The 25,593-nt window shown below is 64.0% G+C and carries 17 protein-coding genes and 4 pseudogenes; 5 read left to right on the top strand and 16 right to left on the bottom strand.

The features are described 5' to 3' along the window. Positions 1–19: 19 nt before the first annotated feature. The 15 genes and pseudogenes from argE to M3I56_RS08685 form a co-directional block, all read right to left on the bottom strand. Entirely contained in the window at positions 20–1,243 is a 1,224-nt protein-coding gene (gene argE, locus M3I56_RS08760) for an acetylornithine deacetylase (RefSeq protein WP_254353451.1), read from the bottom strand. A 78-nt stretch (positions 1,244–1,321) separates the two neighbouring features. Further along, positions 1,322–1,666, bottom strand: a complete 345-nt coding sequence (locus tag M3I56_RS08755; RefSeq protein ID WP_254353450.1) for a DUF3088 domain-containing protein — start codon at positions 1,664–1,666, stop codon at positions 1,322–1,324. 237 nt (positions 1,667–1,903) lie between these two features. Further along, positions 1,904–2,263 (bottom strand): annotated as a pseudogene (locus M3I56_RS08750) (LLM class flavin-dependent oxidoreductase); the annotation flags it as partial. A gap of 27 nt (positions 2,264–2,290) precedes the next feature. After that, a pseudogene (locus M3I56_RS08745) lies at positions 2,291–3,042 on the bottom strand (transporter substrate-binding domain-containing protein); the annotation flags it as partial. 46 nt (positions 3,043–3,088) lie between these two features. After that, positions 3,089–4,888, bottom strand: a complete 1,800-nt coding sequence (locus tag M3I56_RS41020; protein WP_302056721.1) for an amino acid ABC transporter permease/ATP-binding protein — start codon at positions 4,886–4,888, stop codon at positions 3,089–3,091. 32 nt (positions 4,889–4,920) lie between these two features. After that, the gene (locus M3I56_RS08730; RefSeq protein ID WP_254353449.1) at positions 4,921–6,243 is read right to left on the bottom strand and encodes an LLM class flavin-dependent oxidoreductase; all 1,323 of its coding nucleotides are present in this window, start codon (positions 6,241–6,243) and stop codon (positions 4,921–4,923) included. Between the two features lie 34 nt (positions 6,244–6,277). Continuing rightward, a complete protein-coding gene (locus M3I56_RS08725) occupies positions 6,278–7,279 on the bottom strand; it encodes an LLM class flavin-dependent oxidoreductase (protein WP_254353448.1) in 1,002 nt (333 codons plus the stop codon). 135 nt (positions 7,280–7,414) lie between these two features. Further along, entirely contained in the window at positions 7,415–9,859 is a 2,445-nt protein-coding gene (locus M3I56_RS08720) for a TonB-dependent siderophore receptor (protein ID WP_254353447.1), read from the bottom strand. A 701-nt stretch (positions 9,860–10,560) separates the two neighbouring features. Beyond that, on the bottom strand, positions 10,561–10,989 hold the full coding sequence (locus tag M3I56_RS08715; protein ID WP_254353446.1) for a biopolymer transporter ExbD: 429 nt from the start codon (positions 10,987–10,989) through the stop codon (positions 10,561–10,563). Positions 10,990–11,001: 12 nt separating this feature from the next. Further along, positions 11,002–11,427, bottom strand: a complete 426-nt coding sequence (locus M3I56_RS08710; RefSeq protein ID WP_254353445.1) for a biopolymer transporter ExbD — start codon at positions 11,425–11,427, stop codon at positions 11,002–11,004. 35 nt (positions 11,428–11,462) lie between these two features. Further along, positions 11,463–12,272, bottom strand: a complete 810-nt coding sequence (locus M3I56_RS08705) for a MotA/TolQ/ExbB proton channel family protein (RefSeq protein ID WP_254353444.1) — start codon at positions 12,270–12,272, stop codon at positions 11,463–11,465. 77 nt (positions 12,273–12,349) lie between these two features. Next, positions 12,350–13,045 carry an energy transducer TonB gene (locus tag M3I56_RS08700; RefSeq protein ID WP_254353443.1) on the bottom strand — a complete coding sequence of 232 codons (696 nt, stop codon included), beginning with the start codon at positions 13,043–13,045 and terminating at the stop codon, positions 12,350–12,352. 156 nt (positions 13,046–13,201) lie between these two features. Beyond that, the gene (locus tag M3I56_RS08695; RefSeq protein ID WP_254353442.1) at positions 13,202–14,131 is read right to left on the bottom strand and encodes an ABC transporter substrate-binding protein; all 930 of its coding nucleotides are present in this window, start codon (positions 14,129–14,131) and stop codon (positions 13,202–13,204) included. Positions 14,132–14,175: 44 nt separating this feature from the next. After that, positions 14,176–14,727: a GNAT family N-acetyltransferase gene (locus M3I56_RS08690; RefSeq protein ID WP_254353483.1), complete on the bottom strand. Its 552-nt coding sequence runs from the start codon at positions 14,725–14,727 to the stop codon at positions 14,176–14,178. Between the two features lie 234 nt (positions 14,728–14,961). Continuing rightward, positions 14,962–15,963 carry a succinylglutamate desuccinylase/aspartoacylase family protein gene (locus tag M3I56_RS08685; protein ID WP_254353441.1) on the bottom strand — a complete coding sequence of 334 codons (1,002 nt, stop codon included), beginning with the start codon at positions 15,961–15,963 and terminating at the stop codon, positions 14,962–14,964. Between the two features lie 145 nt (positions 15,964–16,108). On the opposite strand from M3I56_RS08685, the gene M3I56_RS41590 reads away from it, so the two are divergent. The 3 genes from M3I56_RS41590 (at position 16,109) to M3I56_RS08670 (ending at position 19,707) form a co-directional block, all read left to right on the top strand. Next, the gene (locus M3I56_RS41590; protein ID WP_375541692.1) at positions 16,109–16,420 is read left to right on the top strand and encodes a hypothetical protein; all 312 of its coding nucleotides are present in this window, start codon (positions 16,109–16,111) and stop codon (positions 16,418–16,420) included. Between the two features lie 436 nt (positions 16,421–16,856). Continuing rightward, positions 16,857–17,039: a hypothetical protein gene (locus tag M3I56_RS08675; protein ID WP_254353439.1), complete on the top strand. Its 183-nt coding sequence runs from the start codon at positions 16,857–16,859 to the stop codon at positions 17,037–17,039. 520 nt (positions 17,040–17,559) lie between these two features. Continuing rightward, positions 17,560–19,707, top strand: a complete 2,148-nt coding sequence (locus M3I56_RS08670) for a molybdopterin-dependent oxidoreductase (RefSeq protein WP_254353438.1) — start codon at positions 17,560–17,562, stop codon at positions 19,705–19,707. Positions 19,708–19,763: 56 nt separating this feature from the next. Here the strand turns inward: M3I56_RS08670 and M3I56_RS08665 are convergent. Beyond that, positions 19,764–21,011, bottom strand: a pseudogene (locus M3I56_RS08665) (Tn3 family transposase); the annotation flags it as partial. Between M3I56_RS08665 and M3I56_RS08660 the strand changes: the two are divergent. Continuing rightward, positions 20,997–22,087 (top strand): annotated as a pseudogene (locus M3I56_RS08660) (tyrosine-type recombinase/integrase). The pseudogenes M3I56_RS08665 and M3I56_RS08660 overlap by 15 nt on opposite strands. Before the next feature lie 76 nt (positions 22,088–22,163). Next, positions 22,164–25,514, top strand: a complete 3,351-nt coding sequence (locus tag M3I56_RS08655) for a DEAD/DEAH box helicase (RefSeq protein ID WP_254353436.1) — start codon at positions 22,164–22,166, stop codon at positions 25,512–25,514. Positions 25,515–25,593: the final 79 nt, after the last annotated feature.

Raw genomic sequence — 25,593 nt, 5'->3', positions numbered from 1 at the left:
GACGCCGCGTTTACCGCCTTCATGCGGTTTCGCCCGTGCCGGACTCCAGCCCCTGGATGAGCCGCTGGAGAAAACGTTCGCCGCTCGCAAGCTGTTCGAGCGAAACATATTCATTGGCGCGATGCGCCTGTTCGATGTGGCCGGGCCCGCAGACCACCGTCGGAATGCCCGCCTGCGCGAACAGGCCCGCTTCGGTGCCGTAGGCCACCTTGCGCCGCTGCGGATCGCCGGTCAGCGCTCGCACAAGCTGCGTGATGGCCGCCTCTTCGGCCGCGTCGAGCCCCGGTGACGATGACATCCGCCGGAACTCGATGGCCGCGTCCGGATGCTCGGCGCGCATCTTTGGCAGCACGTTTTCGCGCGCCCAGCTTTCGATGCGATCGAAGACCGCCTCAGGCGCCACACTCGGCAGATTGCGGAATTCGAACGAGAAGCGGCATTCGGCGGGCACTGTGTTGATCGCATTGCCGCCTTCGATAAGACTCGTCTGCGCGGTCGTGTACGGCACGTCGAAGAGATCGTCGAAGGGGCCCTGCGCGCGAAACTGGTCGGCGAGATCGCGGATGTGGCAGATGAGCCGCGCCGCATACTCGATGGCGTTCAGACCATTCGGTGTCAGCGACGAATGGGCTGCGTGACCGCGCACGCAGCACTGATAGGTGTGGATGCCCTTGTGCGCGATCACCGGCCGCATTCCCGTCGGTTCACCGACGATGCAGCCGGCGGGACGCAGCCCTCTCCGCCCAAGCTCGGCGATCAGGTGCGGCGCGCCCACGCAGCCGAGTTCTTCGTCATACGAGAGCGCGAAGTGCACGGGCTGCGAGAGCCGCGCCGCGCGGATCTGCGGCAACAGGGCAAGCGCCGTCCCGATGAAACCTTTCATGTCGCAGGTGCCGCGTCCGTACAGACGATCGTCGCGCACGACTGGCTGAAACGGGTCGCTGTCCCACTGCTGCCCGGCCACAGGCACGACATCGGTGTGCCCCGAGAGGACAATGCCGCCGTCGAGAGCGCCGTCATGTGCGGGCACGGTGGCGAAGAGGTTCGCCCATCCTTCGCGCCGGTCGTGGATCAGCGTCGCTTCGACGCCCTCGCGCGCCAGCGCGTCCCTCACGGTCTCGATTAGCCCCAGGTTTGGCACATGGCTGGTGGTATCGATCGCGACGAGTGTGCGGACCCAATCGAGTGTCGCCTGCGAAGGCGCGTTCGCCGCGTGCGTACGCGCGGCTGCGTGAACGGACATGAAAGATCCCTGCGGATAGTGAAGACGGAAAACGGATGCAGACGGCAGCGCCTCACCGGCGCCAGAAGCGGGGGAAACTCAGTGCACCCTGGGAAAGCCGTGGCGTTGCGCGAGCAGCGCAAGGATGCGCTTCGGGTCATTCACGAAGTGCCGCTCGCCGAGTGTTTGTGGATCCTCGGGCAACGGGTACTCGTCACCCAGTACGAGTACCGGCAGTCCCTGATGCGCTTCGTCGAGCACGGCGACGACTTCCGCCCGCGGGCGAGGAAACGCCACGCGCTTGACGTCAAGCCGCGCGACTCGCACAGGATCGCTCGCCAGCAGCCCTTCGATAAGCGCACAATGCGGACAGACGAACCGTTCGCCCGGATGAGCCGGGTCAGTAAAACCAGGTTCCAGCAACAACAGCAGATCTCGAGTCATGGTGAACGAATACTCCGTCTCGTAGTTCAGTAGAGCAAAGGATTGTCGCGCTCTACCCTGAAACCGGCTACGAACAAATCGCGCCAACCATTTCTGCGCTGCTGCTAAGCTGCGACCGCCCTGCGGCTCTGCGCGCGTTGCCAGCCGAGTTCAGGCGCGATGCGTGTGGCGAAATCGTCGAGAATCTGGCGGTAGTACGTGAAAGGGAGGTCCCGGATCGACGTCGAAGAGCCGTTAGCCCAGCAGTGGGCCGTGCGCCGGCGCACCCGCACTGAGCCTCACGAGCAGCCGCCCGTTCGAGAGCACGTCGACGGTTGCGAGGTCCTCGGCAACACGGAACGGATTTTCGTAGCCCATCTGGATGACCGCGGCGCCGAGCCCGATGTGCGTCGTGCGCTGGCTCGCCGCCGCCAGAAACGTCGCAGCCGACGAAACCGCATGCTCGAGGTGGCGCTGCCTCACCCAGGCGCTGTCGTAACCCAGTGACTCGCCGAAGCGGAACAGCTCCAGTGAATGCTCGAAGCTCGCCCGCGGCGCTTCGCCGTCGTAGTTTGCGGGCGTCAGAAATGCGATGTGATCGATCTGGACAGCGCCCATGCGTAGTCTCCCAGGTTCCGTTCGTAATCAGGCGTCGCGCAGGCCGGGCGGATTGGTCTCGGAGCGCGCCACCGCTTCGGCCTCCAGCCCCCAGCGCGTGAGCGATGCACGATACTGGCCGCCGCGTATCAGACCGTTGGTCGCCGTGTTCAACCCGGACGCGCCGCTACTGTACGCGGCGCGTCCGGGTTGAACACGGCATCCACGCGTTTTGACAGCAGCGCGAGACGGATCGAGGCAAAATCGTCGTAGTACGAAATTTCTGCGCCCTTGAGCCCCTTTGCCTCATTTTGCCGGTTCCACTCGAGCAGGATGCGCTCCTGGATCGTCCCCGTATCGGTGGCAATGCGCAGGCCCGCAATATCGCGCGGCTCGCGGATCGAACGAATCGCGCTTTCGTTCGCGACATAGAACGCGTGCAGGCCGAGCCGGTAGGTCGTGAAGTCGAACTTGCGCTTGCGCTGCTCGGTCACGCCGACGTTCGAGATGACCGCATCGTACTTGCCGCTGCTGAGCCCCAGCGGCCAGTCGGCCCACGCAATCGGCAGGAGCTGGAGCGTGAGCGCGAGCACGTCGGCCAGGAGCCAGGCGTAGTCGGCATCGGACCCGACCACCGTGCGCGCGTCGGTGGCATAACTCGCGATCGGCGCGCCGAACGGCGCGATGGCCACGGTGAACGCGCCGGGCTCCAGGAGCCGCAAGCCGCCAAGGGCACCCGCGGCCTGCAGATCTTTCGACGCGCGCACGCGTGCCGCCTGCTGCGGACTGAAATCGAATGATGGCGTTGCGGCGCCGCGCGATCAGGACGTGCATTGGCAGCCTTCATCACAACACCTTCGAAAGAAATTCGCGCGTGCGTGGGTGCGCCGGATTGCCGAGCACCTGCGTGGGCGGACCCGACTCGACGACCCTTCCGCCGTCCATGTACACGATCGTGTCCGCCACTTCGCGCGCAAAGCCGATTTCGTGCGTGACGATGACGAGCGTCGTCCCCGAGCGCGCCAGTTGCCGGATCACGTCGAGCACTTCGTTCACGAGTTCGGGATCGAGCGCGGAGGTCGGCTCGTCGAACAACAGCACCTTGGGCTTGAGCGCAAGCGCGCGCGCAATCGCCACGCGCTGCTGCTGGCCGCCGGAAAGCTGGCGCGGCCACGCGTCCGCCTTGCCAGCGAGCCCCACGCGCGCGAGCAGCGCACGCGCCTGCGCCTCGGCCTCGGCGCGCGGCACGCCAGCGGCGAGTGGCGCTTCGACCACGTTTTCGAGAACGGTCAGATGCGGGAACAGGTTGAAGCTCTGGAATACCATCCCCACTTCGGCGCGCCGCCGCAGAATGTCCTTTTCCTTCAGCTCGTAGAGCGTGCGGCCCTCGCGCCGGTAACCGACGAGTTCGCTGTCGATGTCGATAAAGCCGTCGTCCACGCTTTCGAGGTGATTGATCGAGCGCAGCAGCGTCGACTTGCCCGATCCCGACTGGCCGAGGATCACCGTCACGCTGCCCGAGGGAACCGTGAGCGAGACGTTGTCGAGCACCTTCAGCGTCCCGAAGCTCTTCGAAACGTTATGGATGCCCACCCTGCCGCCCACGCGCCGCTGCGCCCAGCCTGCGTCGGCAGCAGGGGTTTCGGCCGCGTCAGCTTCGGCCGCGGATGCAGCGCCGGAATGCGCCCGGCGCGCAGCGCGCAATCGGGTGACCAGTGCGCCAAGCGTCGAACGCCTGGTCTGCGCGCGCGTCGCGCCGCGCGCATAGTGACGCTCGACGTGCACCTGGATCGCCGAAAGCGCGGTCAGGATGACGAGGTACCAGATCGTCGCCACCATCAGCAGCGGAATCACTTCCAGATTGCGGTGATAAATGATCTGCACCGTATAGAACAGATCCGGCATCGCGAGGATATAGACGACCGACGTGCCCTTCGCCAGCCCGATCACGTCGTTGAACGCGGTCGGCAACACGGCGCGCATCGCCTGCGGCAGCACGATGCGCAAAGTCTGGCGCGCGCGCGGCAAGCCCAGCGCCGCTGCGGCCTCGCGCTGGCCGTGATCGACCGAGAGGATGCCGCCGCGAATCGCTTCGGCGGCGAACGCCGCGTGATTGAGCGAGAGGCCAAGCACCGCGGCCAGGAACGGTCCGATCAGGTCGGTCGTCGGTGTACTCAGCAAGGTGATGTGCGTGAACGGCACACCGATCCACACCGTCTCGTACAGGTAGCCGAGGTTGTTCAGCAACAGCAGCAGCACGATCGGCGGGATCGAGCGGAAGAGCCAGATGAAGGCCCAGGCACAAGCGGCGAGCAGCGGCGAATGCGAAAGCCGCGCGAGCGCGAGCGGCACGGCAAGCGCGAAGCCGATAGCGGCGGCAAGCGCGGTCAGCACGAGCGTGCGTCCGAGCCCCTCCAGCACCGGCTCCGCGAAGAACCACTGCGCGAACACATGCCAGCCCCAGCGCGGATTGCCCAGCACCGAGTTGAGGACGATGCCGATCAGCACGATCGCCAGCACCGTGCCCGCCGTGCGTGCGCGATGACGCGCCGGCACGACGCGGTAGTGGGCATAGTCGGGTACGTCCGCACCCGTGTGGCCGCCGTGCAGCGGCGCGGTTGAAGCAATCTGGGTCGTATCGCTCATGATCTGGGCTTCCTGCGCGGCGGGTCAGTCGGTCATTGCGCGTCGGCGAGCGCGTAGCGGCTCTCGCGCCGCGGCAGGCCCAGGTGGTCGCGCAGCGTCTTGCCGGTCAGCCGGCGGCTGTAGCGCCCGCGCGCTTCGAGCACGGGAATCACGTGCCTGACGAAGTCGTCGAGGCCCTCTGCCTGCACGGGGAAGCCCAGAATGAAGCCATCGGCGGCACCCGCGTCGATCCAGCGGATCAGTTCGTCGGCGATCTGTTCGCCCGTGCCGAGAAACTGCGTCTTCGGCGTCGCCACAGCCAGCGCGACTTCGCGCAACGTACTGCCATCGCGGCGCGCTTCGGCCTTGATGCGATCCGTGGTCGAACGGAAGCTGTTGGTGCCGAGCTCGCCGAGGTCCGGGAACGGCGCGTCGAGCGGATACTGCGAGAAGTCGTGATGCTCGAAGAAGCGGCCGAGATAGGCCAGCGCCTCATCGATATCCAGCAGGTCGCGGATCGCGCCGTACTTCGCCTCGGCTTGCGCCTGCGTCGTGCCGACGATCGGGCCGATGCCCGGGAAGATCTTCACGTCGGTCGCCGCACGGCCATGCCGGACCGCGCTTTCGCGCACGCGCTCCGAAAACTCGCGCGTCTCTTCGAGCGACGGCGAATGGGTAAACACGGCGTCCGCATATTTCCCGGCCAGATCGATCCCCGCATCCGATGAGCCGGCCTGGAAGATCACGGGCTGCCCTTGCGGCGAGCGCTGGATGTTGAGCGGGCCGGCGACTTCGAAGAAACGCCCCTTGTGGTCGAGCGTATGGAGCTTGTCGCGCTCGAAGAAGCGGCCCGTCACGCGGTCGCGCACGAACGCGTCGTCGTCCCAGCTGTCCCAGAGCCCCTGCACGACGTCGAGATACTCGTCGGCGATCTCATAGCGTAGCGCGTGGTTCGGATGCTCGCCGCCGTAGTTTTTTGCTGAGCCTTCGAGCGGCGACGTCACCACATTCCAGCCTGCTCGGCCCCCGCTGATCAGATCGAGCGACGCGAACTGCCGGGCCACCGTGTACGGATGGCTGTACGACGTGGACAGCGTGCCCGCAAGCCCGATCTTCGAAGTGGACGCGGCGAGCGCGGACAGAATGGAAATCGGCTCGAAGCGGTTCAGGAAGTGCGGTATCGACTTCTCGTTGATGTAGAGACCGTCCGCCACGAAGGCGAATGCCACGCCATTTTCCTCGGCCTTTTGTGCGATTCCGGTGATGAAGTCGAGATTGACGCTTGCATCAGCGGGGCCGCCCGGATGCTTCCACGCGTTCATGTGGCCACCGGGGCCGTGCAGCATGATGCCGAAAGTGAGATTGCGCTGAGTCATGGTTGGATCCGTCGAGCAGGATTGAAAGGTGAGATCACGTACGAGCGGCGACTTCTGCGCCCGCGAGACGTTCGACCGAGGCGAGCCGCAATGCGTAGTCGGCCACCGGTGTGTCGATAACGAATTCCTCTACGCCAAAGCGTGCGTGCAGTGCATCCAGCTCCGCACGCACCTCTCCGGCCGTGCCGGCAATCACGTGCGGATGCAGTTCATCCAGCCGGTAGTCGGAGACGCCGGTCTGGCGCGCGAACTCCGCCGCGGCCTCGGGACTGGGCAGGTTGACGCTCTGGCCCGTGGCCAGTTGCAGCTTGAAGATGCGCAATGCGCCAATGTGCCGGCGTGCCTCGTCGCGCGTCGCTGCCGCGAACGCAAAGAGCGCCAGCAGCGGCGCGCGACCGCTCGCGCTGCGATAGGCATCGAGCGAGCGGCCGATATTGGCCTCGTCGCCGTTGAAGTGGCCCGCATAGCAGAACTGCCAGCCGTGCTGCGCGGCGAGTCGCGCACTGTCCGGACTGCCGCCGAGCAGGATTCGCTCGGGCGCTTCGGGCGGGGCTGGCAACGCCACCGCCCCCGCGAGCGGATGATCTTCCGCGACGCCCCACTTCAGGAACGCATCGAGTTCCGCGAGCTGATGCGGAAAATCGGGTTTCTTTGCCTTGTCGTGAAACCACTGCAGCGCGCGCGTCGTGAGCGGCAGGCCGCCGGGCGCCTTGCCGACTCCGAGGTCCACCCGGCCCGGCGCAAGCGAAGCGAGCACGCGGAACGTCTCGGCAACCTTGAAAGGGCTGTAGTGCTGGAGCATCACGCCGCCGGAGCCCACACGAATGCGCGACGTGTGCGCGAGCAGATGCGAGACGACGATTTCGGGCGCGGAACTGGCAAGACCAGGTGCGCCGTGGTGCTCGGCGACCCAGTAGCGGCGGTAGCCCAGCGCTTCCGCGCGTTGGGCGAGCTGCACCGTGAACTGCAATGCCTCGTGCGCGCTTCTGCCTTCCGCGATCGGGCTTTTGTCGAGAATCGAAAGGGACCAGCTCATGTCACTCCCTTTCCATGCACACGCGGCGCATGGAGGAAACGGTTTCGGTTAATCCGCTCGAGTATCTTCTGGCCATTATGTCCACGGACCACGAAGAAGCGTACGAGCGAATTCTTCTATGCATAGTCATCAACGTCAGAACTGATAGCGCGCGCGCAGGTAATAGAAGCCGCCATTCACGCCGATCGTCGAAGCGAACGCGTCGTACTGCGCGCCTTCGAGCTGCGCCTGGTACGGCAGCTTCGTCGGGTAGACGTCGAACAGGTTGTTTGCGCCTACAGCGATCTGGAATTTCTTCGTGACGTCGTAGCGAACTTCGACATCCGTGACATAGCGCGCCGCGTTCTCGACGTGAATGAACTGAGTGGTCGAGAATGCGTTGGGCCCGACAATGTAGGTTGCCTCGCTTGAGGTCTCGCCAAATCGCGTCTCGTGTATGGTCACGGCCCATTTGTCGCGCCGCCACGTACCGCCGACGATGATCTTGTTCTTCGGCGTCGAAGTCGTGAGCCAGCCGATCTGCTGTGCATTGAGCGCCGGCGCACCGTTGGCGCCCGTTGCGACATGCGTGACGGACGTCGTGTTCAGGTTCACACCGAGATCCCAGTCGACCTGCCCGTAAAGGCCCAGCCCCATGTGCCAGGTGCCCGTGAGATCGAGGCCGCGTGTGCGCGTGCTGGCGCTGTTGGTGAAGTAGCTTGCCGATACCGCGGAAGCCGGAATCGAGCCTGGCACCGACAGCCCGGCCGCCTCCATCGCCGCGATCGCCTCCGCACCGGAGGCCGTGCCGCCCAGCACGATGCGGTTGCGGATATCGATCTGATAGACGTCGAGCGCAAGGTGGATGTTGCTCGTCGGAGTGAGCACGAAACCGACGTTAAAGTTCGTCGATTCTTCGGGCTTCAGTGCCTGCGCGCCGATCAGCTTCGCGGCTCCTGAATTCGCAGCGAGCAGGCCGCTCGCCGAAGCCGGCGACACGTTAATATTCGTGTAGTACTCCTCCGCGAGCGACGGTGCACGGAAACCCGTACTTACGCTGCCGCGCACCGCCACGGCCGGCGTGAAGTCGTACCGCGTCGAGATCTTGCCGTTTGTGGTGTCGCCTACGTCGTTGTAATGTTCGTAGCGCCCCGCGAGATCGATCTGCCACTTCGGCGTAATGTGCGTCAGGAGATCGATGTATGTGCCGATCACATTGCGCGAGTTGTCGCTGGCGCTCACAGGCGCGAGCCCAGGCAACGCCTGCGAACCGCCATACACATACGAGGCCGGGTCACCCGCACCCACCGTGTAAGTCTCGCGGCGCTGCTCGAAACCGAATGAGAACTGCACCGGCGCCGGAAGTAGCGGCAGCTCGAACGCGCGCGAGAAGTCAAGATTGTTCGTCAACTGTGTGTTGCTGACCGTCGCGAGGTGGAACGATGTCGGCGTGTAACCCTCTGCCGCGAACAATCCGGTATTGGCTGAATCGACCATGCCCAGCCTGCTGTGGTCGCCGCCATAGGTCGTGCTCAGATCCCACGACCAGCCGAACAGGTTCTCGCCCCTGGCGCCGGCTGTGACCGAGAAATCGTTCTCGTTGATGGTCTCCTGCGGCACGAACCCGTTCGGATAGATCTCCGGCAGCACCGAGGGCGGCCGAAAGTTCTGATAGGCGCTGGCGTTCCGGTGTCCGTACGTACCAAAGCCGTAGAGCTGGACGTTGTCGTTGAGGTAGTAGCCCGAGTTGAAGCCAACCAGTCCGCGGGTGCTCGACGGGTCGCCTTCGATCGGATTGTAGTAACCGTGCCCCGGCGGGAACGTGCCGAAGTAGTCGTCGGGTCCCGTGCGCACGGTGTGGTTCTGGCGCGCGTATTCCGCGCTCAGGTTGAGAAACCCTTTATCACCAAGATTCAGCCCGAGATTGGCCGACGTGGTGTTCTGGAGGCCATCGCCTGCGTAGGTCTGCCCCGTCGTGGATTCGATCTCCCCGCCGCTCGACGCGCGCCGCAGAATGATGTTGATGACACCGGCGATTGCGTCAGAGCCATATTGCGCCGCCGCGCCGTCGCGCAGGATCTCGATGTGGTCGACAAGCGCGACCGGGATCATGGACACGTCAACGCCGGTCGAGCCCTGGTTGAGCCCGCCGTCGAGCGCGAGGTTCGCCGTGGAGTGACGGCGCTTGCCGTTCACGAGCACGAGCACGTGATCGGGGCTCAAGCCGTGCAGCGAGAGCGCGTCCGTGAGCACAGCTGCGTCCCCGGCGTAGGTCTCGCGCACTATGGAGGGCGAGAGCTGGACGAGGGCGTCGCGCAGATTGCTCTGCCCGGTGGAGCGCAGACGCTCGCCGCTGATGACGTCGACTGGCGTCAGGCTCTTACTCGCTTTCGTGTCCGTACGCGTGCCCGTCACGACGACCGTGTCCTGCTGCACGGTTTGCGCCGCGCCGGAATGCTGTGGCGCTGCGCTTGCCGCGGGAGCCGCCGCGTTCGTCGGCGCGCTGGCCGCAGCGGCCGGATCCGCCGTCGCTGCGGCGTCCTGGGCCAGAGCCGCACCATTGCACGCGATGGCCAGCACCGCGAAGGACAGCACCTTCATGCGTACCCCGTGATGACCCTCACCGGGCCTTTTGTTTCTGGTTACGTGCATCACTATTCCAGTCGGTAGCAGATCTATCTGGAGGAATGCCGTCACGCCCATCGAGGCGTGCGACATCCCCTGGCCGATATTCGGCCATCGAGTAGTACGGGTGGAAATACGCCTGATGTCTGGCGGTGTCAGCCGCCGACCCGGTTGCCTACCGCCCTGCCGTGACCCGCGGCGGCGGCGGTACAACGCCATTGAAGACGGCGGTCATTGCCGCCGCAGTCGGCGTGGCGAACAGGGTGGACAGGAGAACGGGATGTGAATCGAATACGCGAATATGATAATTTATAATTTCTTTCATCTGGATTGCTAACTGATATTTAGAATTCTGCTTCAGCCGCACTTCAGCTCATTTATCTTTACAGAAATGACAATCCCTATCCGGGATTCCAGCGTCCCATGTCGCCACGGCTGAACCTCTATGAGCCTCGCATTGTTTGCGCGTGACTGGAACATTAACAGTGTTGTCTTATCCGAATTAACCAATCATTTCACGCATCGATATTCCCGATAATCGCGATTTACATGGCGGGCGAAGTCATCGCGCGTTTAATGACGTCACCTGATCGGCCAGTGCCTGGATAACCGGAAAACTCGACGCGTTTGCAGAATGGCCGCGAGACTTCCCCTGGCGTCGTGCAGCCATTCCATCTTCATTGCACATACTGCTCGTTGCCGATAAGGCCGATCCTGGTCGCGCCCTCGCGTTGTGCCGCCGCAAGCACACCGGCAACCGCGCTGTACGGTGCGAGCCTGTCGGGAAGCAGATGAATCTCCGGCTGATCGGCCTGCGCTGCCACCTGCACCATATGTCGCTCGAGATCGTCCCGGCCAGCAATCGGCGCGCCGTTCCAGGTCAATGCTCCATCGGGGCCCACATTGACCTGCACCACCAGAGGCGGCGCAGCCGGCGGCGGGTCGCCCACGGGCAGATTCATTTTCACCGCATGCATCTGGATGGGAATCGTGATGATCAGCATGATCAGCAAGACCAGCATCACGTCGATCAGCGGAGTCGTATTGATATCGACCAGCACGTCCGGCTCGTTCGCTGACTCCGTGGAACTCACATTCATGCCCATTACCGGCTCCTCTTACCCGCCACGTGCGGGCGGCTGTGTGATGAATGAAATTTTCGCGATGCCCGCACGCTCGCACGTGGTCACGACTCGGCCGATGAATTCGTAGCGCGTCGTCTGGTCTCCGCGCACGTGAACTTCGGGCTGGGGATCTTTCTGCGAAACGACCTTCAACCGGTCGAGCAGCGTTGTCCGGTCTATGCCCTGCTCGTTCCAGAAAAGGCGACCTTCCTTGTCCACCGCGATTTCAATGCTGTCGGGTTTCGTCTGTAGCGGACTCACCGTTTCTTTCGGCAACTGGACCGGTACCGTATGGGTAACGACCGGGATCGTGATCAGAAAGATGATCAGCAGCACCAGCATCACGTCCACGAGCGGTGTGGTGTTGATCGCCGCGATGACCTCGTCCTCCGGCCCGTCTTGCCCTGCATTCATGGCCATGGTTTCACTCCAACCGCATGCCGCGTTTAGCTGGTTCAGTTGGCGTTGACGACAGCACGCACCGGGCGCTTGCGGCCCGAGAGCAATACCGTGTGCAACTGGGCCCCGAAAGCGCGCACGCGTTCCATCAGGGACTTGTTGCGACGCACGAGAAAGTTGTAGCCGAGCACCGCGGGGACCGCCACCGCGAGCCCGATTGCCGTCATGATGAGCGCTTCGCCTACCGGCCCCGCCACCTTGTCGATCGATGCCTGACCTGCAATGCCGATGGCAGTCAGCGCGTGGTAAATGCCCCAGACGGTGCCAAAGAGCCCGACGAATGGCGCGGTCGACCCCACGGTCGCGAGGAATGCGAGCCCATCCTGCAGGCGGTTCGATACATTCGCCGTGGAGCGGTCGATCGAAACCTGAATCCACGTATTACGGTCAACCTGTTCAAGCAGCACCTCCTCATGATGATCCGCCGCCTCGATCCCCGTTTCGGCAATGAAGCGGAACGGCGAATTGCCATCGAGCCCGGCAACGCCGACGGCGAGCGACGGCGCACTCCAGAGCTGGTCGTCCGCCGATTTCGCGCGCCTGCTCGCGCGCGCCTGCTCGAGGAACTTGGTGATCATGATGTACCAGCTGCCCATGGACATCGCCACGAGTACGAGCAGGACGAATCGGGCGACGAAATCGCCGTTGGCCCACAGCGCACCCAGCCCGTAGGGATTTGCACCCTCTGCTCCCGCCGCCGCATTGCCAGCGTCGGCCCACGCGCCTTGCGGCGCCAGAAGAACCCCGATGGTTGCGGCTGGGATCAGCACACGCGCTGCCATTGCAGCAAAAGTAGACTTCTTCATGGATGCTCCAGATAAGACTCCCCACGCTCGCGCCTGGGAAGGAAGATCAAGCCAGCCTGAAACCGGGCGCGCAGCGCTCAGTTGAGGTTGAACGAAAACGGAACGCGCACACGCACGGCCTCACCTTGCGACACGCAGTTGAATTTTTTCACGGTGTTGACCGCGGCCCGGTTGAGGACGGGATCGGCGGCCTGCTCGACCTTCTCATCCGTCACGTGACCCTGGGTGTCCACCACGAACGAAATCACCACGTCGCCCGTAATGTTGTTGTCCTGCGCTTCCTGCGGGTAGACCATCGAACGGCGGACCGCGTCCGAGTTCGGGCACACGACGCCCGCCTCATGGCTGACCGGCTTCGCGGGCGCCGGCGCTTCCACGGGCGCGAGTGGCGCAGGCGGTGGCGCGACCGGCGTCGGCACGGGCGCCGCCTGATGCGAAATGACTGGCGCGGGCGGCGGCGTCACGGCGACCTCGGGCCGCGGGACGAAGGGACGGGGGCGCGGTGGCACCGGCTTGGGCGGCGCGAGCTTGACGACAGGCACGGGTGGCGGCACTACCGGCTTGACCGGCTCGATGATTCGCACCTCCACGGGCTTCTGGATAATCTGCACGACCCTGGTGGCGAGCCCGTTCATCAGTGCCCAGATGAACATGATATGCAGCAGCAGCACAAAGCCGATGCCCGCATAGCGCCGCACGGGGCTACCCGCGCGTGCGCCGTACTGTCGCGGACGCGCCGCCCACTTCGCCGCTTCCAGAACTCCGTCCGACATAAAAATGCTCCTTCAGGACACGTCAGGTTGCTGCGTGACGCATTTAATCGATCCCGTCCATACCAACGCCGATTTTCACTTAGTCATGCAAATGACAATAACGGTAAGGTCGCCATTATTCCGCCTGGACTCGGCCAGGCGAGCGGCGTCTGTCTTTCAGGTCTTTGGCAAACCCGGCGGGTTGGTCGCCGCACGATCAACCGCTTCCGAGTCGAGACTCCAGCGATCCAGCACTTGCCGGTACTTGCCGTCCTGAATGAGGTCGTTGAGCAGTTGCGTGAGCGGTGCAGCAAGCCCGCTGCCCTTGCGGGTGGTGACTGCCACTTCCGCCGTGCGCGGCCAGCCGCCGCTCACGGTGCCCACCAGCCGCGTTTTTCCCTGCACCGCGGCCTGATACGCGAGGACCGCATTGACGCTGAAGACCGCGTCGGCGCGGCCCGATTGCAGGGCGACGATGCGAACGGCTTCATCGTCGTAGTACTGCACGGTGACCGGCTTCAGGCCATGCGCCACGTTTTCCTTGTCCCATTCGAGCAGCACCTTTTCCTGATTGGTACCCGCGTCCGTGATGATGCGCAGGCCAGCAATGTCCTTCGGCTCACGAATGGACTTGATAGCGCTGTTCGATTTCACGTAGAAGCCGAGTTCGTCACGGCGATATGTCGAGAAGTCGAACTTCTCTTTGCGCTCTTCGGTGACAGTCACGTTCGAGATCACGGCATCCACCTTGCCCGACTGGAGCGCGAGTGGCCAGTCCGGCCACGCGAGCGTGACGAGCTTGAGCTTGCGGCCAAGACCATCCGCCACAAGCTGCGACAGATCGGGATCGAAGCCCACGACGGTTTTCGCGTCTGTTGCGTAACTGCTGATAGGCGGCAGCGCCGGCACGATGCCGATGGTGATGGTGTCCTTTTCCGCGAACGCGAAGTTTGGCGGGACAGCCTTGACGGCTGCGGCGTCGGGTGTCGCACGGATGCGTCCCGGCTGCTGCGGGCTGAGATCGAACGTCTGTACCGCGCAAGCGAGGCCGGCAGCGGTTAATGCAAGCGCGCCCGCAAGCACGACAAGGGAACGTTTTAAAGTCATTTGGCTTCTATGAATGAAGAGGAGAAAAAGACGCGGCGAGGCAATTAGCGGTGGGCGCCGAGCGGCTCACGCGCTCGCAGATCATCGAGCGTTTCGATCGACTGCGGGTTCAACAGATCTTTGGCAAATGGCAGATGCACATGGATTTCGGGTGCAATCGAGCGATCAAAAAGCGGGACGTAACCCGAGTCGATATAGAGGCCCCACGCTTCCGGCTGCTTGAAGCCAGTCGTGAGATAAACGCGACGATAGCCCTGCCGCAACGCGCGCGCCTCCATCTCTTCCACGACCCGGCGCGCGAGACCCTGGCGGCGGTGGTCCGCGTGGGTCCAGATGCGCTTGAGTTCCGCAGTGTGGGCGTCGTAGCGCTTGAACGCGCCGCCGCCGATCGTCGCGCCATCACGCTCCATCAGGATGAAGGCGCCCTCCGGCGGCGCAAACAGTTCAGCCGGGTAACGCGCCAGTTCCTCCGCAGCGGATGCAGCGCTATCGCGGCGGGATTCACTGTAGCGCGTCGCGTACTCGAGTTGCAGCGCGTCAACCAGCGGTTTCGCGGCGGATTCGAGTGGTGAAGTATCAATAATGCGGTAGCTCATGTTCGTTGCGCTCGAGGTGAACTTCAAGGCCAGCCGCTTGATCGGTTCTCTCAGTCTGGCCGTTTCCGATACTGCAGCATCGAATTCGAGGTAAAGACTCATCGAATTGTCTGCAAGATTAGCCGTTCACCTCCACGCTCAAAACCAAGTAATTCGAATAACTTTATTGTGTTTATTTATCCGTCTTTTAACGCATCGTTTTCGAAACTGGATTGCCGGGCCTGACTGCCCGATTCACGATTCGACAGGCTCGGCCAGATGAAAGAGGCAGTCGCCACGCTGAACCGCCGCTACCGTACGTTGACAGACGACCTCGCCGTCCGCTTCGAATGACACCGTCACTGGTTCGCGCAAAGGCGTATCGGGAAAATGAATGCGCGCCGCCGCTTGTCCCGCCCGCACCTGGTCGCCCAGCACGACGAGCGGCTCATAAAGGCCGCGTTCGTAGGCGTAGACGTAGTGCTGCGCGCCTGACACACGATAGAAGCGTGTCGGTCCGGGCGCCTCCTCCGGCACAAGTGGGCCGGCCAGCACACCGATCGCACCGAGCAGGTGGAGCAAGCCCTGACGTGCCTCGCGCAGCAGGCGCGACTGCACGGCACCTCCGCCGCCCAGTTCCGTCACGATGGAAAGCGCGCCCTGGCGCCGGGCGGCAGTCGCTGAATGGAGCGGATTCGGCGCGTGCAGGTATGCACGCGGCAGCCCGAACGCGGACAGCAACGTGCGCAGCCGCTCATTTTCCGCCTCATCACGAGGCTCGATGGCGAGCATATTCGCGCCGTGATAGAGCAGCGAACTCCCGCCGGAATGAAGATCGACGAGGTACTGCGCGCGGGCGAGCAATGTGTGCTCGATGTAGTCAGCGATGATTTCGGTCGGTGTGCCTTGCGGGTTGCCAGGAAAGCTGCGGTTCAGATTGCCCCCGTCAAGGGGCGACGTGCGCAGTCCCGCTTCGGCTGCGGGGAAGTTTGCCATCGGCAAATAGATGATCTGTCCGCGCACCCATTGCGGCTCGATTTCACGCAGCAATTGCGAAACGACGATTTGCCCTTCGTACTCGTCGCCATGATTGCCGGCCATGAGCAGCACGACCGGGCCGGTGCCGTTGCGCACGGAACCGATGGGTATCGGAATCCAGCCATACGCCGAGCGATGAACGGAATGCGGAAGTCGCAGATAGCCGACATGACGACCTTGCGCTTCGAGATCGATTTCACTGCGAATTGGATTGACCATGCGTAAGTCTCCGTGGCGCGTGGACGAATGGACGAATGGACGAATGGAAGTTATGGCGGCGACAACTTCATTCCGCGGAGGGCGGCAGATCCGGTCTCCCGTCAGCTAGCACCCTTACACTCGGTCGCGCTGGGGTCGCGCTTTCGTGAAAGATGTCGTCGAGGTATTGCAACAGTTCATCCGCAGCGATGAAGGCTGGGATCTGGATGTCGGCTCGGCGGCGTTTGCCTTCCTCGCCAATATCAAAGACCGTCCATACCTCGGCTTTGCGTGCGACGGCAATAGTCCGGCCAAAGACATCGAAGCGATATTCCTCGGGCATGGCGAAATCTACCTCCAAAAGCAACTGCGTTCGGCGGGTTCCCCGCGGCCAGCTAACGGCACCTTCCGGGCGATCAGGCAGCACACGGCGCAGGCGAGTCCGGCGGGGTCCTCGCGGCAGCGGGGGCGTGTGTAGGATGCAGCAGACGCGTCGAGCCTGCCAGCATAGGAAACACAACCGCGATACGGAACCAAGAATCGCTCAGAACGTAAGAAGCGGAATTAATATTCTCGCGTTTCTCATTGGACGTCGTCTGCGCAGTCGTCAAACTCGCTCGCGAGTTCGTTCAGACATGACCGACAGCTCGCCGCCCCGGACGCAGCACATAAGGACATCCGGGGTTGCGACCTGCCGTAGCGCTCGCATGAATCGCTAGGGGTTGTTGGCGGAGCGCCTTCTGCGTCGGCTCGCCTCCCGCGGCAGCCAGATAGGCGGTGAAGGCGGTAGCGCTAAATTGCCTTGTCATCCGCCATAGTGTCGATCAGGCGATCGACGCCGCTGCGCGCATCTTTTGGGAGCATGGCTATCACGCGACGCCTGTCGGGTCTCCGGAAACCGGATCCTCGGTCCGATGAACGGCGTGCTGTTCATGGATGTGGTGCCGATCACCGCATTCGTCGTGTCCGCGCTGACTGGAGTAGTACCGATGTCGATCCAGATCGGGGGGGCAACATTGACTGCCGTCTCGCTAATCATGAACAACGTGTATTTGCGCCACCGCTCGTTGAGGATAGCGGCGTCGGCTGCAGCATGATGGCGCAGCCTCCACGATGCACATGGCGACGGCAGCAAGGATCCATGGCGTATTTAGCTGGCACTGCGCCTGGAGCAGCGTCGGCGGCCCCGTCGGGCAGCCGTCGGCCATGAAGCGCCGCTCGCACTTTATCGACAGGTGTCGCGTTAGGCGCCGCAAACGGTCATTTGACCGACGCGCATTCGATCAAATTTGCATGGCTGGGGGAGCGAGCGCGTTATGAGCGCGAATAGAGACCCGTCGGGTCGTGGGACGGGCCGTCGCGAGGCCCGATGTCCCCGCCGGGGCGCGGCGTGCCGGACTTGCGGGCAACGGCGCTCGCAACAAGTCGTCAAGCTATTTGCCACAAATATGAACGTCGTTTATCATCGCGAATGCGCGGTGACAGTCTGGCGGCGATGTAACGCATAGTCATTTGCAGGTGCTCTGTCATCTCACAGGTATCCGGCTCGGCTATAGCCTTTGCGCCAAAAGCTGTGTGGTGACAAGGTGTGGGGCCACAGTACAGGAGGAGCTCGCCGTGCCACGGGAAGCTGTCACCGCCTGCCGCATCTGCGCCGGCAACTGTTCACTGCGCTTGACCCTCGACGACGTCGGACGCGTCGTTGCTGCGCGCGGCGACCGCGACAATCCGCTCACGCGCGGCTACGCCTGCATCAAGGGCGCGTATCTGCATGAGGCGCATAACAGCGCGGAGCGGCTCCTGCACCCGCTGAAACGGCAGCGCGACGGCAGCTTCGTGCAGATGCCGCTTGACGCGATGCTGGCCGAGATCGCGGCGCAACTTGAGGCACTGATCGAGCGCCACGGCGCCGATGCGGTCGCAGCCTTTCGCGGCACCATGAACTACTCTAACCTCGCCGCCAATCATATGTTGCCCGCCTTCCTGGCGGCGCTCGGTTCGAATTCGTTTTTCTCTACAATGACCATCGACCAGTCGGCCAAATGGGTGGCATTTGAGCGACTGGGCGGCTGGGCTGCCGGCAAAGACCCGTACGCGCTCGCCGACGCGCTATTGTTCGTCGGCACCAATCCGCTGGTGTCGCTATCCACATTCAACTTTGCATTGCAGAATCCGGTCAAGCAGCTCCACGAAGCGAAGGAGCGCGGCCTGAAGCTGGTGGTGATCGATCCACGAGAGACAGAGACCGCCCGCCATGCCGATGTCTTCCTGCAGGTGTTGCCGGGCGAGGACCCGACCGTCCTCGCTGGCCTGCTGCGCATCATTCTGTGTCGGGGCTGGCACGATGCTGAATTCTGCGCGCGCTACGTCAAGGATCTGCGACGACTGGCGCGCGCGGTCGAGCTGTTTACGCCCGAATACGTCGCCCAGCGCGCCGGCGTAAGCGTCGAAGGGCTAGAAGCCGCCGCTGCAGCCTTCGCGGAACCCGTCCGGGCGGCCGGCGGCCTGCGCCGCAAGCGTGGCTCGGCCGCGTCGGGAACCGGGCCCAATATGGCGCCGCACTCCAATCTGGCCGAACATCTGGTCGAATGCCTCAACGTCGTGTGTGGCCGCTTCGCTCGCCCCGGCGACCCTGTACCCAATCCCGGTGTGGTCGCCCCGCGCTACCAGCGCCGCGCCGAAGTGATTCCGCCACGCCGTTCCTGGGAATCCGGCTGGAAGAGCCGTGTCGGCGGTCATGGCATCCTTTTCGGCGAGAAGATGAGCGGCACGCTGGCCCAGGAAATCACTACGCCTGGCGCCGGCCAGATCCGTGCGTTGTTGGTCGACGGCGGCAATCCAGTCGATGCCGTGCCTGACCAGCGTCGCATCGCCGATGCGCTGCGTCAATTGCAACTACTGGTATGCATCGAGCCATTCATGACTAACACTGCGCGGCTCGCGCATTATGTGATTCCACCGAAGCTGATGTTCGAGCGCGCCGACCTGCATTCGCGCGACTACGAGTCCTACATCATGTTGCAGCCTTACGCACAATACTCGGCCGCCGTGGCGATGCCGCCAGAGGGATCCGAAGTCGTGGACGACTGGTTCGTGTTCTGGGATCTGGCGCGGCGCCTGGGCAAGACCGTCATTTTCGACGGCGTTCCGCTCGATATGCGCGCAGCTCCGACCACCGACGAACTGCTTGCGACCCTGGTTCGCCACGGCTCGATTTCATTTGACGAACTGAAGCTAAACCCACATGGGAAAATCTACGAGGTCGAACCGATGGTCGTGCAGCCCGGCGAGCCAGCTAATACCGCGCGCTTTGACGTGATGCCGGACGACGTCGAGCGCGAACTGGGGGGCATACTGAACGAAGCGGGGGCGCCACCGGGGTTCACGCATCGCCTGGCGGTGCGGCGCGTGCGCGACGTGCAGAACACCATGTACCACCACCTGCCCGCCATCCGCCGACGCATGCCGTTCAATCCGGCCTTTGTGCATCCCGATGAGCTGGCTGCTCACGGACTGACCGAAGGACAGTGCGTGGCCATTGTTTCGCCGCACGGCCGCATTCGCGCTATCGTCAAAGCCGACCCCGCACTGCGTCGAGGCGTCGTGTCCATTCCGCACGGCTGGGGACCGATGCCCGACGAGGAGCCCGAAACCTACGCCGGCGCCAATCCAAACCAGTTGCTCAGCACGACGGTTGGCCTTGATCCGATCAACGCCATGCCAGTAATGAGCGCGGTGCCTGTACGAATCGATGCTACAGACTGAATCGCAAGAGAGAACCCACCGTTCGGATCGAACGGTTTGTTTCGAGCACGACGATTGCGCTGGCCATCACTGCTTGAATGAATCTGGTCGCCGATGTTGGAGAGGTGAAAGGCAGGCAGCCCCGCAGTCGCATTGCTGATCGCGTCATTGGCCGAGTGCACCGTTTCAACGCGAAGATAGTTGTGTGAGCAACTCACAAGCGAAGCGTAGCTCAGCCCCGAGATTTCGGCCGTCTTGCGCAGACCCATGTTGGTGCCCATTGCGATGATGCAGGCGAGGAGCTCGCGTCGATCGGCCTCATGCCTGACATACCGGTCAAGCACATGCGTGAATGCCTTGAGAAAGCCAGTGCGGCTGGCGACAAACCAGAGCAGCCGCGCGATGTCGATGCTGGGAATCTGGCCGTAGAAGGCGTGATTGATGTTTTCGTCGGGTTCCGGATAGACCAGGTTCAGGCGCGGCTTGCCGCCCCGGTGCCGCACCTTGATACAGGGATCGTCGCCTTCGTCGACGTGGTGGTTCACGCGCTCGAGGAGACATTCGATTTCATCGTGCAGCCCGGCAAGCGTCTGCTCGACGGGCGCGAACAGGACCGGCAGGTTGAGCTCCCCGAGAATGGCGTCCTTGTGCTGCCAGCGCGCATCGCTTATCAGGTCGTCTTCGAGGCGACGAAATTCGTTGCTATCGTGGCAGAAGACGCCGCCTGCTTCAAGGGCGTTGCGTACCAGGCGGTAGACGAGAAATTCGTAGCGGTCGATGTCGAGTTGCTTCGCCTTGCCGGGCCCGGGGCGATAGAGATGAGATTTCAGCGCTTTCGGTATGAACGCCGTCGGAAAGGACGAGGGGTTGCGCTGCCGAAGCGGCGTGCCCCTTCGCAGGCACGCCTGCAGGAAGGCGACCGCGTCGAGCAGTGGTGTGTCTTCGACGCGGCCGGCTCCGGTCAGCCCGGCAAACAGATGCCGCAGATTGCGTTTGATCGCATGTGAGAGCGCCGCATAGTGCGACCACTCGAAGCCTGCCCTGTCGAAGGTGATGTTGCGCATGTACTGCGAAACGGTCTCGATGAGTTCGGGAGCGAGCATCGCGAAAGCGCTCGTGCGCACACTGGCGAAGGGCGTGTAGTACGGGATCGTCCCGTCGACAGACAGATGGAGGACTTCGCCTGCGGCCTTCAGGTGCGTGCCTGCTTCGGTGAGCGCGTTTTGCGCTGCCTCGCTGGCCGCCTGCCTGGCAGTCTGCTCGTGGTCGTTGACGAGACGGATGAAGGCCTCGATCAGGCGGTCGTTGACCTGACGGAAACGGTGGAGATCGCCGCCGACACGGACGTTGAGGCCGTGCGCCTGTGGCTCGCGGAATACGCGGGCTCGCCGCACACGCTGCGCAGCTATCGCAAGGAAGCCGTGCGCCTCCTCGTGTGGGCCACCCGGACCCTTGGCAAGCCGCTCTCGAGCCTCACGCGTGAGGATTTCCTGCTCTATGAACGGTTTCTGGCCGATCCCGCTGCAGACTGGGCCGATCCGGCGCTGCCACGCCGCGGGGGCACCCGCGCCTGTTTGACGGACCGCTCTCGGAGCGCAGCCAGCGGCAGGCCCTCGGCATCCTCTGCGGCCTGCTCAATTACCTGGTCGCCGCCGGCTATCTCGCCGGCAACCCGCTGGCGCTGCGCCGCTCACGCCCAACGTCCACTGCTCGCACGCGCCGCATCGAGCGCTACCTCGATCACGCGCTCTGGCAGAGCGTGCTCGACTCGGTGGAGCGCTGGCCCCGCGACACGCCGCGCGAATGCCAGCACTACGAGCGCAGCCGCTGGCTGGTGCGGCTGCTGTATCACACGGCCCTGCGCGCCAGCGAGGCCGCTCACGCGAAGGCGGCCGACTTCTTCCAGCGGCGCGGGCGCTGGTGGTTGCATGTGGTCGGCAAGGGCGGCACCGAGGGAGAGGTGCCCGTGAGCGACACGTTGATGACCGAGTTCGCCCGCTACCGCACGTTCTGCGGCCTGCCGCCGGCGCCCGCGCCCGATGAGATCTCCCCGGCGGTGATGAGCATCGCCGGTGATCCCGGGCGGCATCTGACGCCGACCGCAATCTACCTGATCGCAAAGGAAGTATTCCTGCGCGCGGCCGACGCGCTCGCTGCGACCGACCCGGTCGGCGCGGCAACCCTGCGGCGCGCCTCCACGCACTGGCTGCGCCACTCGGCAGCCTCGCACCAGGCCGACGCCGGCACCGACATCCGCTTTATCCAGAGAAACCTGCGGCACGCCTCGATCGAGACAACGGGGCTTTACCTGCACGCGGAGGACGACCGCCGGCACGCGCAGACCACTGATGCGCACACCCCAACAAATTCCGCCGCCCAACCGGATGACGTGCCCGCGTAAAATACGCAGCGCTTCAGCCTGCACCCAGGCAGGCCTGCAAGCGCCTCGAAGTACGACTGATCAGGATCTCCCGCCGATGGCCATCCAGTACGACCGGAAACAGATCACCGCATGGCTGGACGCCTACACGGTCGCGAAGGCGCGCGACTATGTGCAGGCTGTCTCGGATTTACGGTGGCAGGGTGACGATATCCTTGTCGGCAAGGTACAGGGCACCCGCTCGCGGCCCTACAACGTACGGGTCTGGTTCAACGCCCCCGAGGACGACCTGTGGATCGAGAGTGAATGCTCCTGCCCGGTCGGCGGCCACTGCAAGCACGTCGCCGCGCTCCTGTTCGCGGGCCTGACCCATGTTCCCCGGCAGGCCATCACCGGAGTGCGCCCCGAACTGGTGGGCTGGCTCGAAGGTTTCCGGGCCCGGAATCTGGACACATCTGCCGCTGGCAAGCGGGCGAGCCCCCGGGCCTCGCATGCGCTTGCCTACGTGATCACCGGCGCGTACGAGGGCTATCCGCAGATCGTGATCTACAAGTCACGCGTGAGCACCGACGGCACGATCCGCTCGCTCGATGACGCGTGGTACAACATCGAGAAAGCGCTCGTCAAGCCACCGAAATTTGTGAGTGAAGACGATCTGCCGATCCTGCGCGGCCTGTGGCTTGGGCGCTCGCGTGACTCCTTTGGCGGCCAGTTCTCCCTGCAGGGCACCACGGGCGCAGCCCTGCTCGAAAAACTCGTTGCCACCGGCCGCGTCTTTGCTTTTCCCGCGGCCAGCACCATGGATTACGCAGAGCCCTGCGCGCTGCAGGGCGGTCCGGCCCGCCCGGGGCACCTTGCCTGGCAGAAACTGCCCGACATGCGGGTGCGTCCCGTGCTGCAAACCGAGCCAGCCGCCCCCGCGCTCATCACGACCACGCAGCCCTGCTGGTATCTGGATGCGCAGGCGGGCGTTGCCGGTCCCGTCGAGCTGGCCGGGCCCGCCCGGAATATCGCGGACGTGCTCTCGATGCCCGCCATCACCCTCGACGAGGCGCCTCTTGTGGGTAACGTGCTGCGCGAAGTGGCCCCCGGCCTGCCGCTGCCGCCCGCGCATGACCGGTCGCGCGTGCGCATGATCGGCTGCGCGCCGGTCCCGGTGCTCGTGCTCGATACGTTGCCAACCTGGAACATGAACTGGGCGTCGACAAAGGCACAGGATGCGCTCGATTTCGCGACCGTGAGCTTTGACTACGACGGCGAACGCATTCCAGCCAGGGGCGAGACGGCGCTCATCCGTCTCGGTGCGAACGGTGAGGTCATGCAGATCCAGCGCGATGCAGTTGGTGAGAAGCGCCGGCTGACAGAGTTGCAGCGCGTCGGCCTGCGTGCCATTCCACCCAGCCAGGCCCATGGCCCGAGACCGTTTCCGCAGGGCATGCTCGAACCCGCCCAGGAGACCGGCTGGTCCGGCTTCATGACGTATGCACTACCCGCGCTTCGCGAGAAGGGCTGGCAGGTCGAGATGACGCCGGAATTCCGCCACAACGTAATCGAGATCGACGCGATCGAGGGCAGCCTGCGGCAGACCGACGAAGGCTGGTTCGACGTCGAGATGGGCATTACGGTCAACGGCGAGATGGTACGCCTTGAGCCTCTGCTGGCCAGCCTTTTTGCGCGGGACGGGCGCTGGCTCTCCGGGCAGCTTGAGAGCATTGCCGACGATGAGGCGGTGGAGCTGAGGTCGCCACGCAACGAGCGGTTGCGCCTGCCGGCCGGGCGCCTGAAACCGGTCGTACGTGTCCTGGTCGATCTGCTCGAGCACGTTGGCAGCGGCATGCAGATTCCAGAGTGGGATGCCGCACGCCTGACGGCGCTCGACGATACCGGCCGCTGGCAGTTTCATGGCAACGAGTCGGTCCGTCAGCTCGCGCAGAGCCTGGTGGCCGGACCCGGCGTCACCGAGGTGTCCGTGCCGCAGGGACTGAAGGCCGACCTGCGAGGTTATCAGCGTCAGGGGCTCGCCTGGATGCAGTTCCTGCGCGAACGCAACCTCTCCGGCGTGCTGGCCGACGACATGGGCCTGGGCAAGACGGTGCAGACGCTCGCGCACCTTCTCGCCGAAAAGGAGGCCGGCCGGCTCGGACAGCCCGCGCTGATTGTCGTGCCCACCACGCTCGTACACAACTGGTGTGACGAGGCGCAACGCTTCGCGCCCGCGCTGCGCGTGCTGAACCTGCATGGCGCGCAACGCCACGCGCGTTTCGAGGAGATCGCGGAGCATGACCTCGTGCTCACGACCTATGCACTCGCCTGGCGTGACGAGGACGTCCTTGTGCAGCACGAATACCACCTGCTGATTTTGGACGAGGCCCAGTACGTCAAGAACGCGGCCACCAGGGCCGCCGCGACCATTCGCGCCCTGCGGGCAAGACACCGCCTGTGCCTGACCGGCACGCCGCTGGAGAATCACCTGGGCGAACTGTGGGCGCAGTTCGACTTCCTGCTCCCCGGGTTTCTGGGCTCGCGCGACGATTTCACGCGGCGCTGGCGCACCCCGATCGAAAAAGGCGGCGATGCGGTGCGACGTGAACTGCTCGCGCGCCGCCTGCGCCCCTTCATGCTGCGCCGGCGCAAGGACGAAGTGGCCACTGAACTGCCGCCGAAGACCACCATCGTACGCACGGTCGAGCTTGAAGGTGCACAGCGCGACCTGTACGAGACCGTGCGGGCCACAATGCAGAAGAAGGTGCGCGATGCGATCGCCGTCAATGGTCTGGCGCGCAGCCATCTGATCGTGCTCGACGCGCTGCTCAAGCTCCGGCAGGTCTGCTGCGATCCAGGATTGCTCAAGACCACGCAGGCGGCTCGCGTGCGGGAATCCGCCAAGCTTGCGCTGCTGCTCGAGATGGTGCCTGAACTCATCGAGGAAGGTCGCCGCATCCTGCTCTTCTCGCAGTTCACCAGCATGCTCGATCTCATCGCTTCCGCGTTCGACAGAGCCGGGATTCCCTACGTTGTCCTGACCGGCGAGACGGTCGATCGGGCGGCCCCGGTCCGCCGCTTCCAGCAGGGCGAGGTACCGCTCTTCCTAATCAGCCTGAAGGCTGGAGGCGTGGGTCTGAACCTGACCGCAGCCGACACCGTCATCCACTACGATCCGTGGTGGAATCCGGCCGTGGAAAACCAGGCCACCGATCGCGCGCACCGGCTTGGGCAGGACAAGCCCGTGTTTGTCTACAAGCTGATCACCGCTGGCAGCGTGGAGGAAAAAATCGTCGCCCTCCAGGAAAAGAAGGCTGCACTGGCCAATGCGATCCTCTCCGACGATGCTGCCAGTACCGTCAAGTTCTCAGCCGATGATCTGGAGGCGCTGTTCGAACCCATTCCTGGCGTACCGGCGCGCGCACCGGCCGCTCAACGTCCCTCGCGTACCCGGACCGGAACATAGCGAGCATAGTCACCTTCTACATCCCCGTCTCCATGATCCAGCCCTCTCTCGATAACCTTCGGCAGGCGCCCAGCGGCGA

Origin of the sequence: Paraburkholderia sp. CNPSo 3281 (genome assembly GCF_024206515.1) — a bacterium.
GTDB classification, from domain to species: Bacteria; Pseudomonadota; Gammaproteobacteria; order Burkholderiales; family Burkholderiaceae; genus Paraburkholderia; species Paraburkholderia nodosa.
The sequence above is the reverse complement of the archived record's forward strand: the minus strand, read 5'-3'. Positions and strand labels throughout refer to the sequence as shown.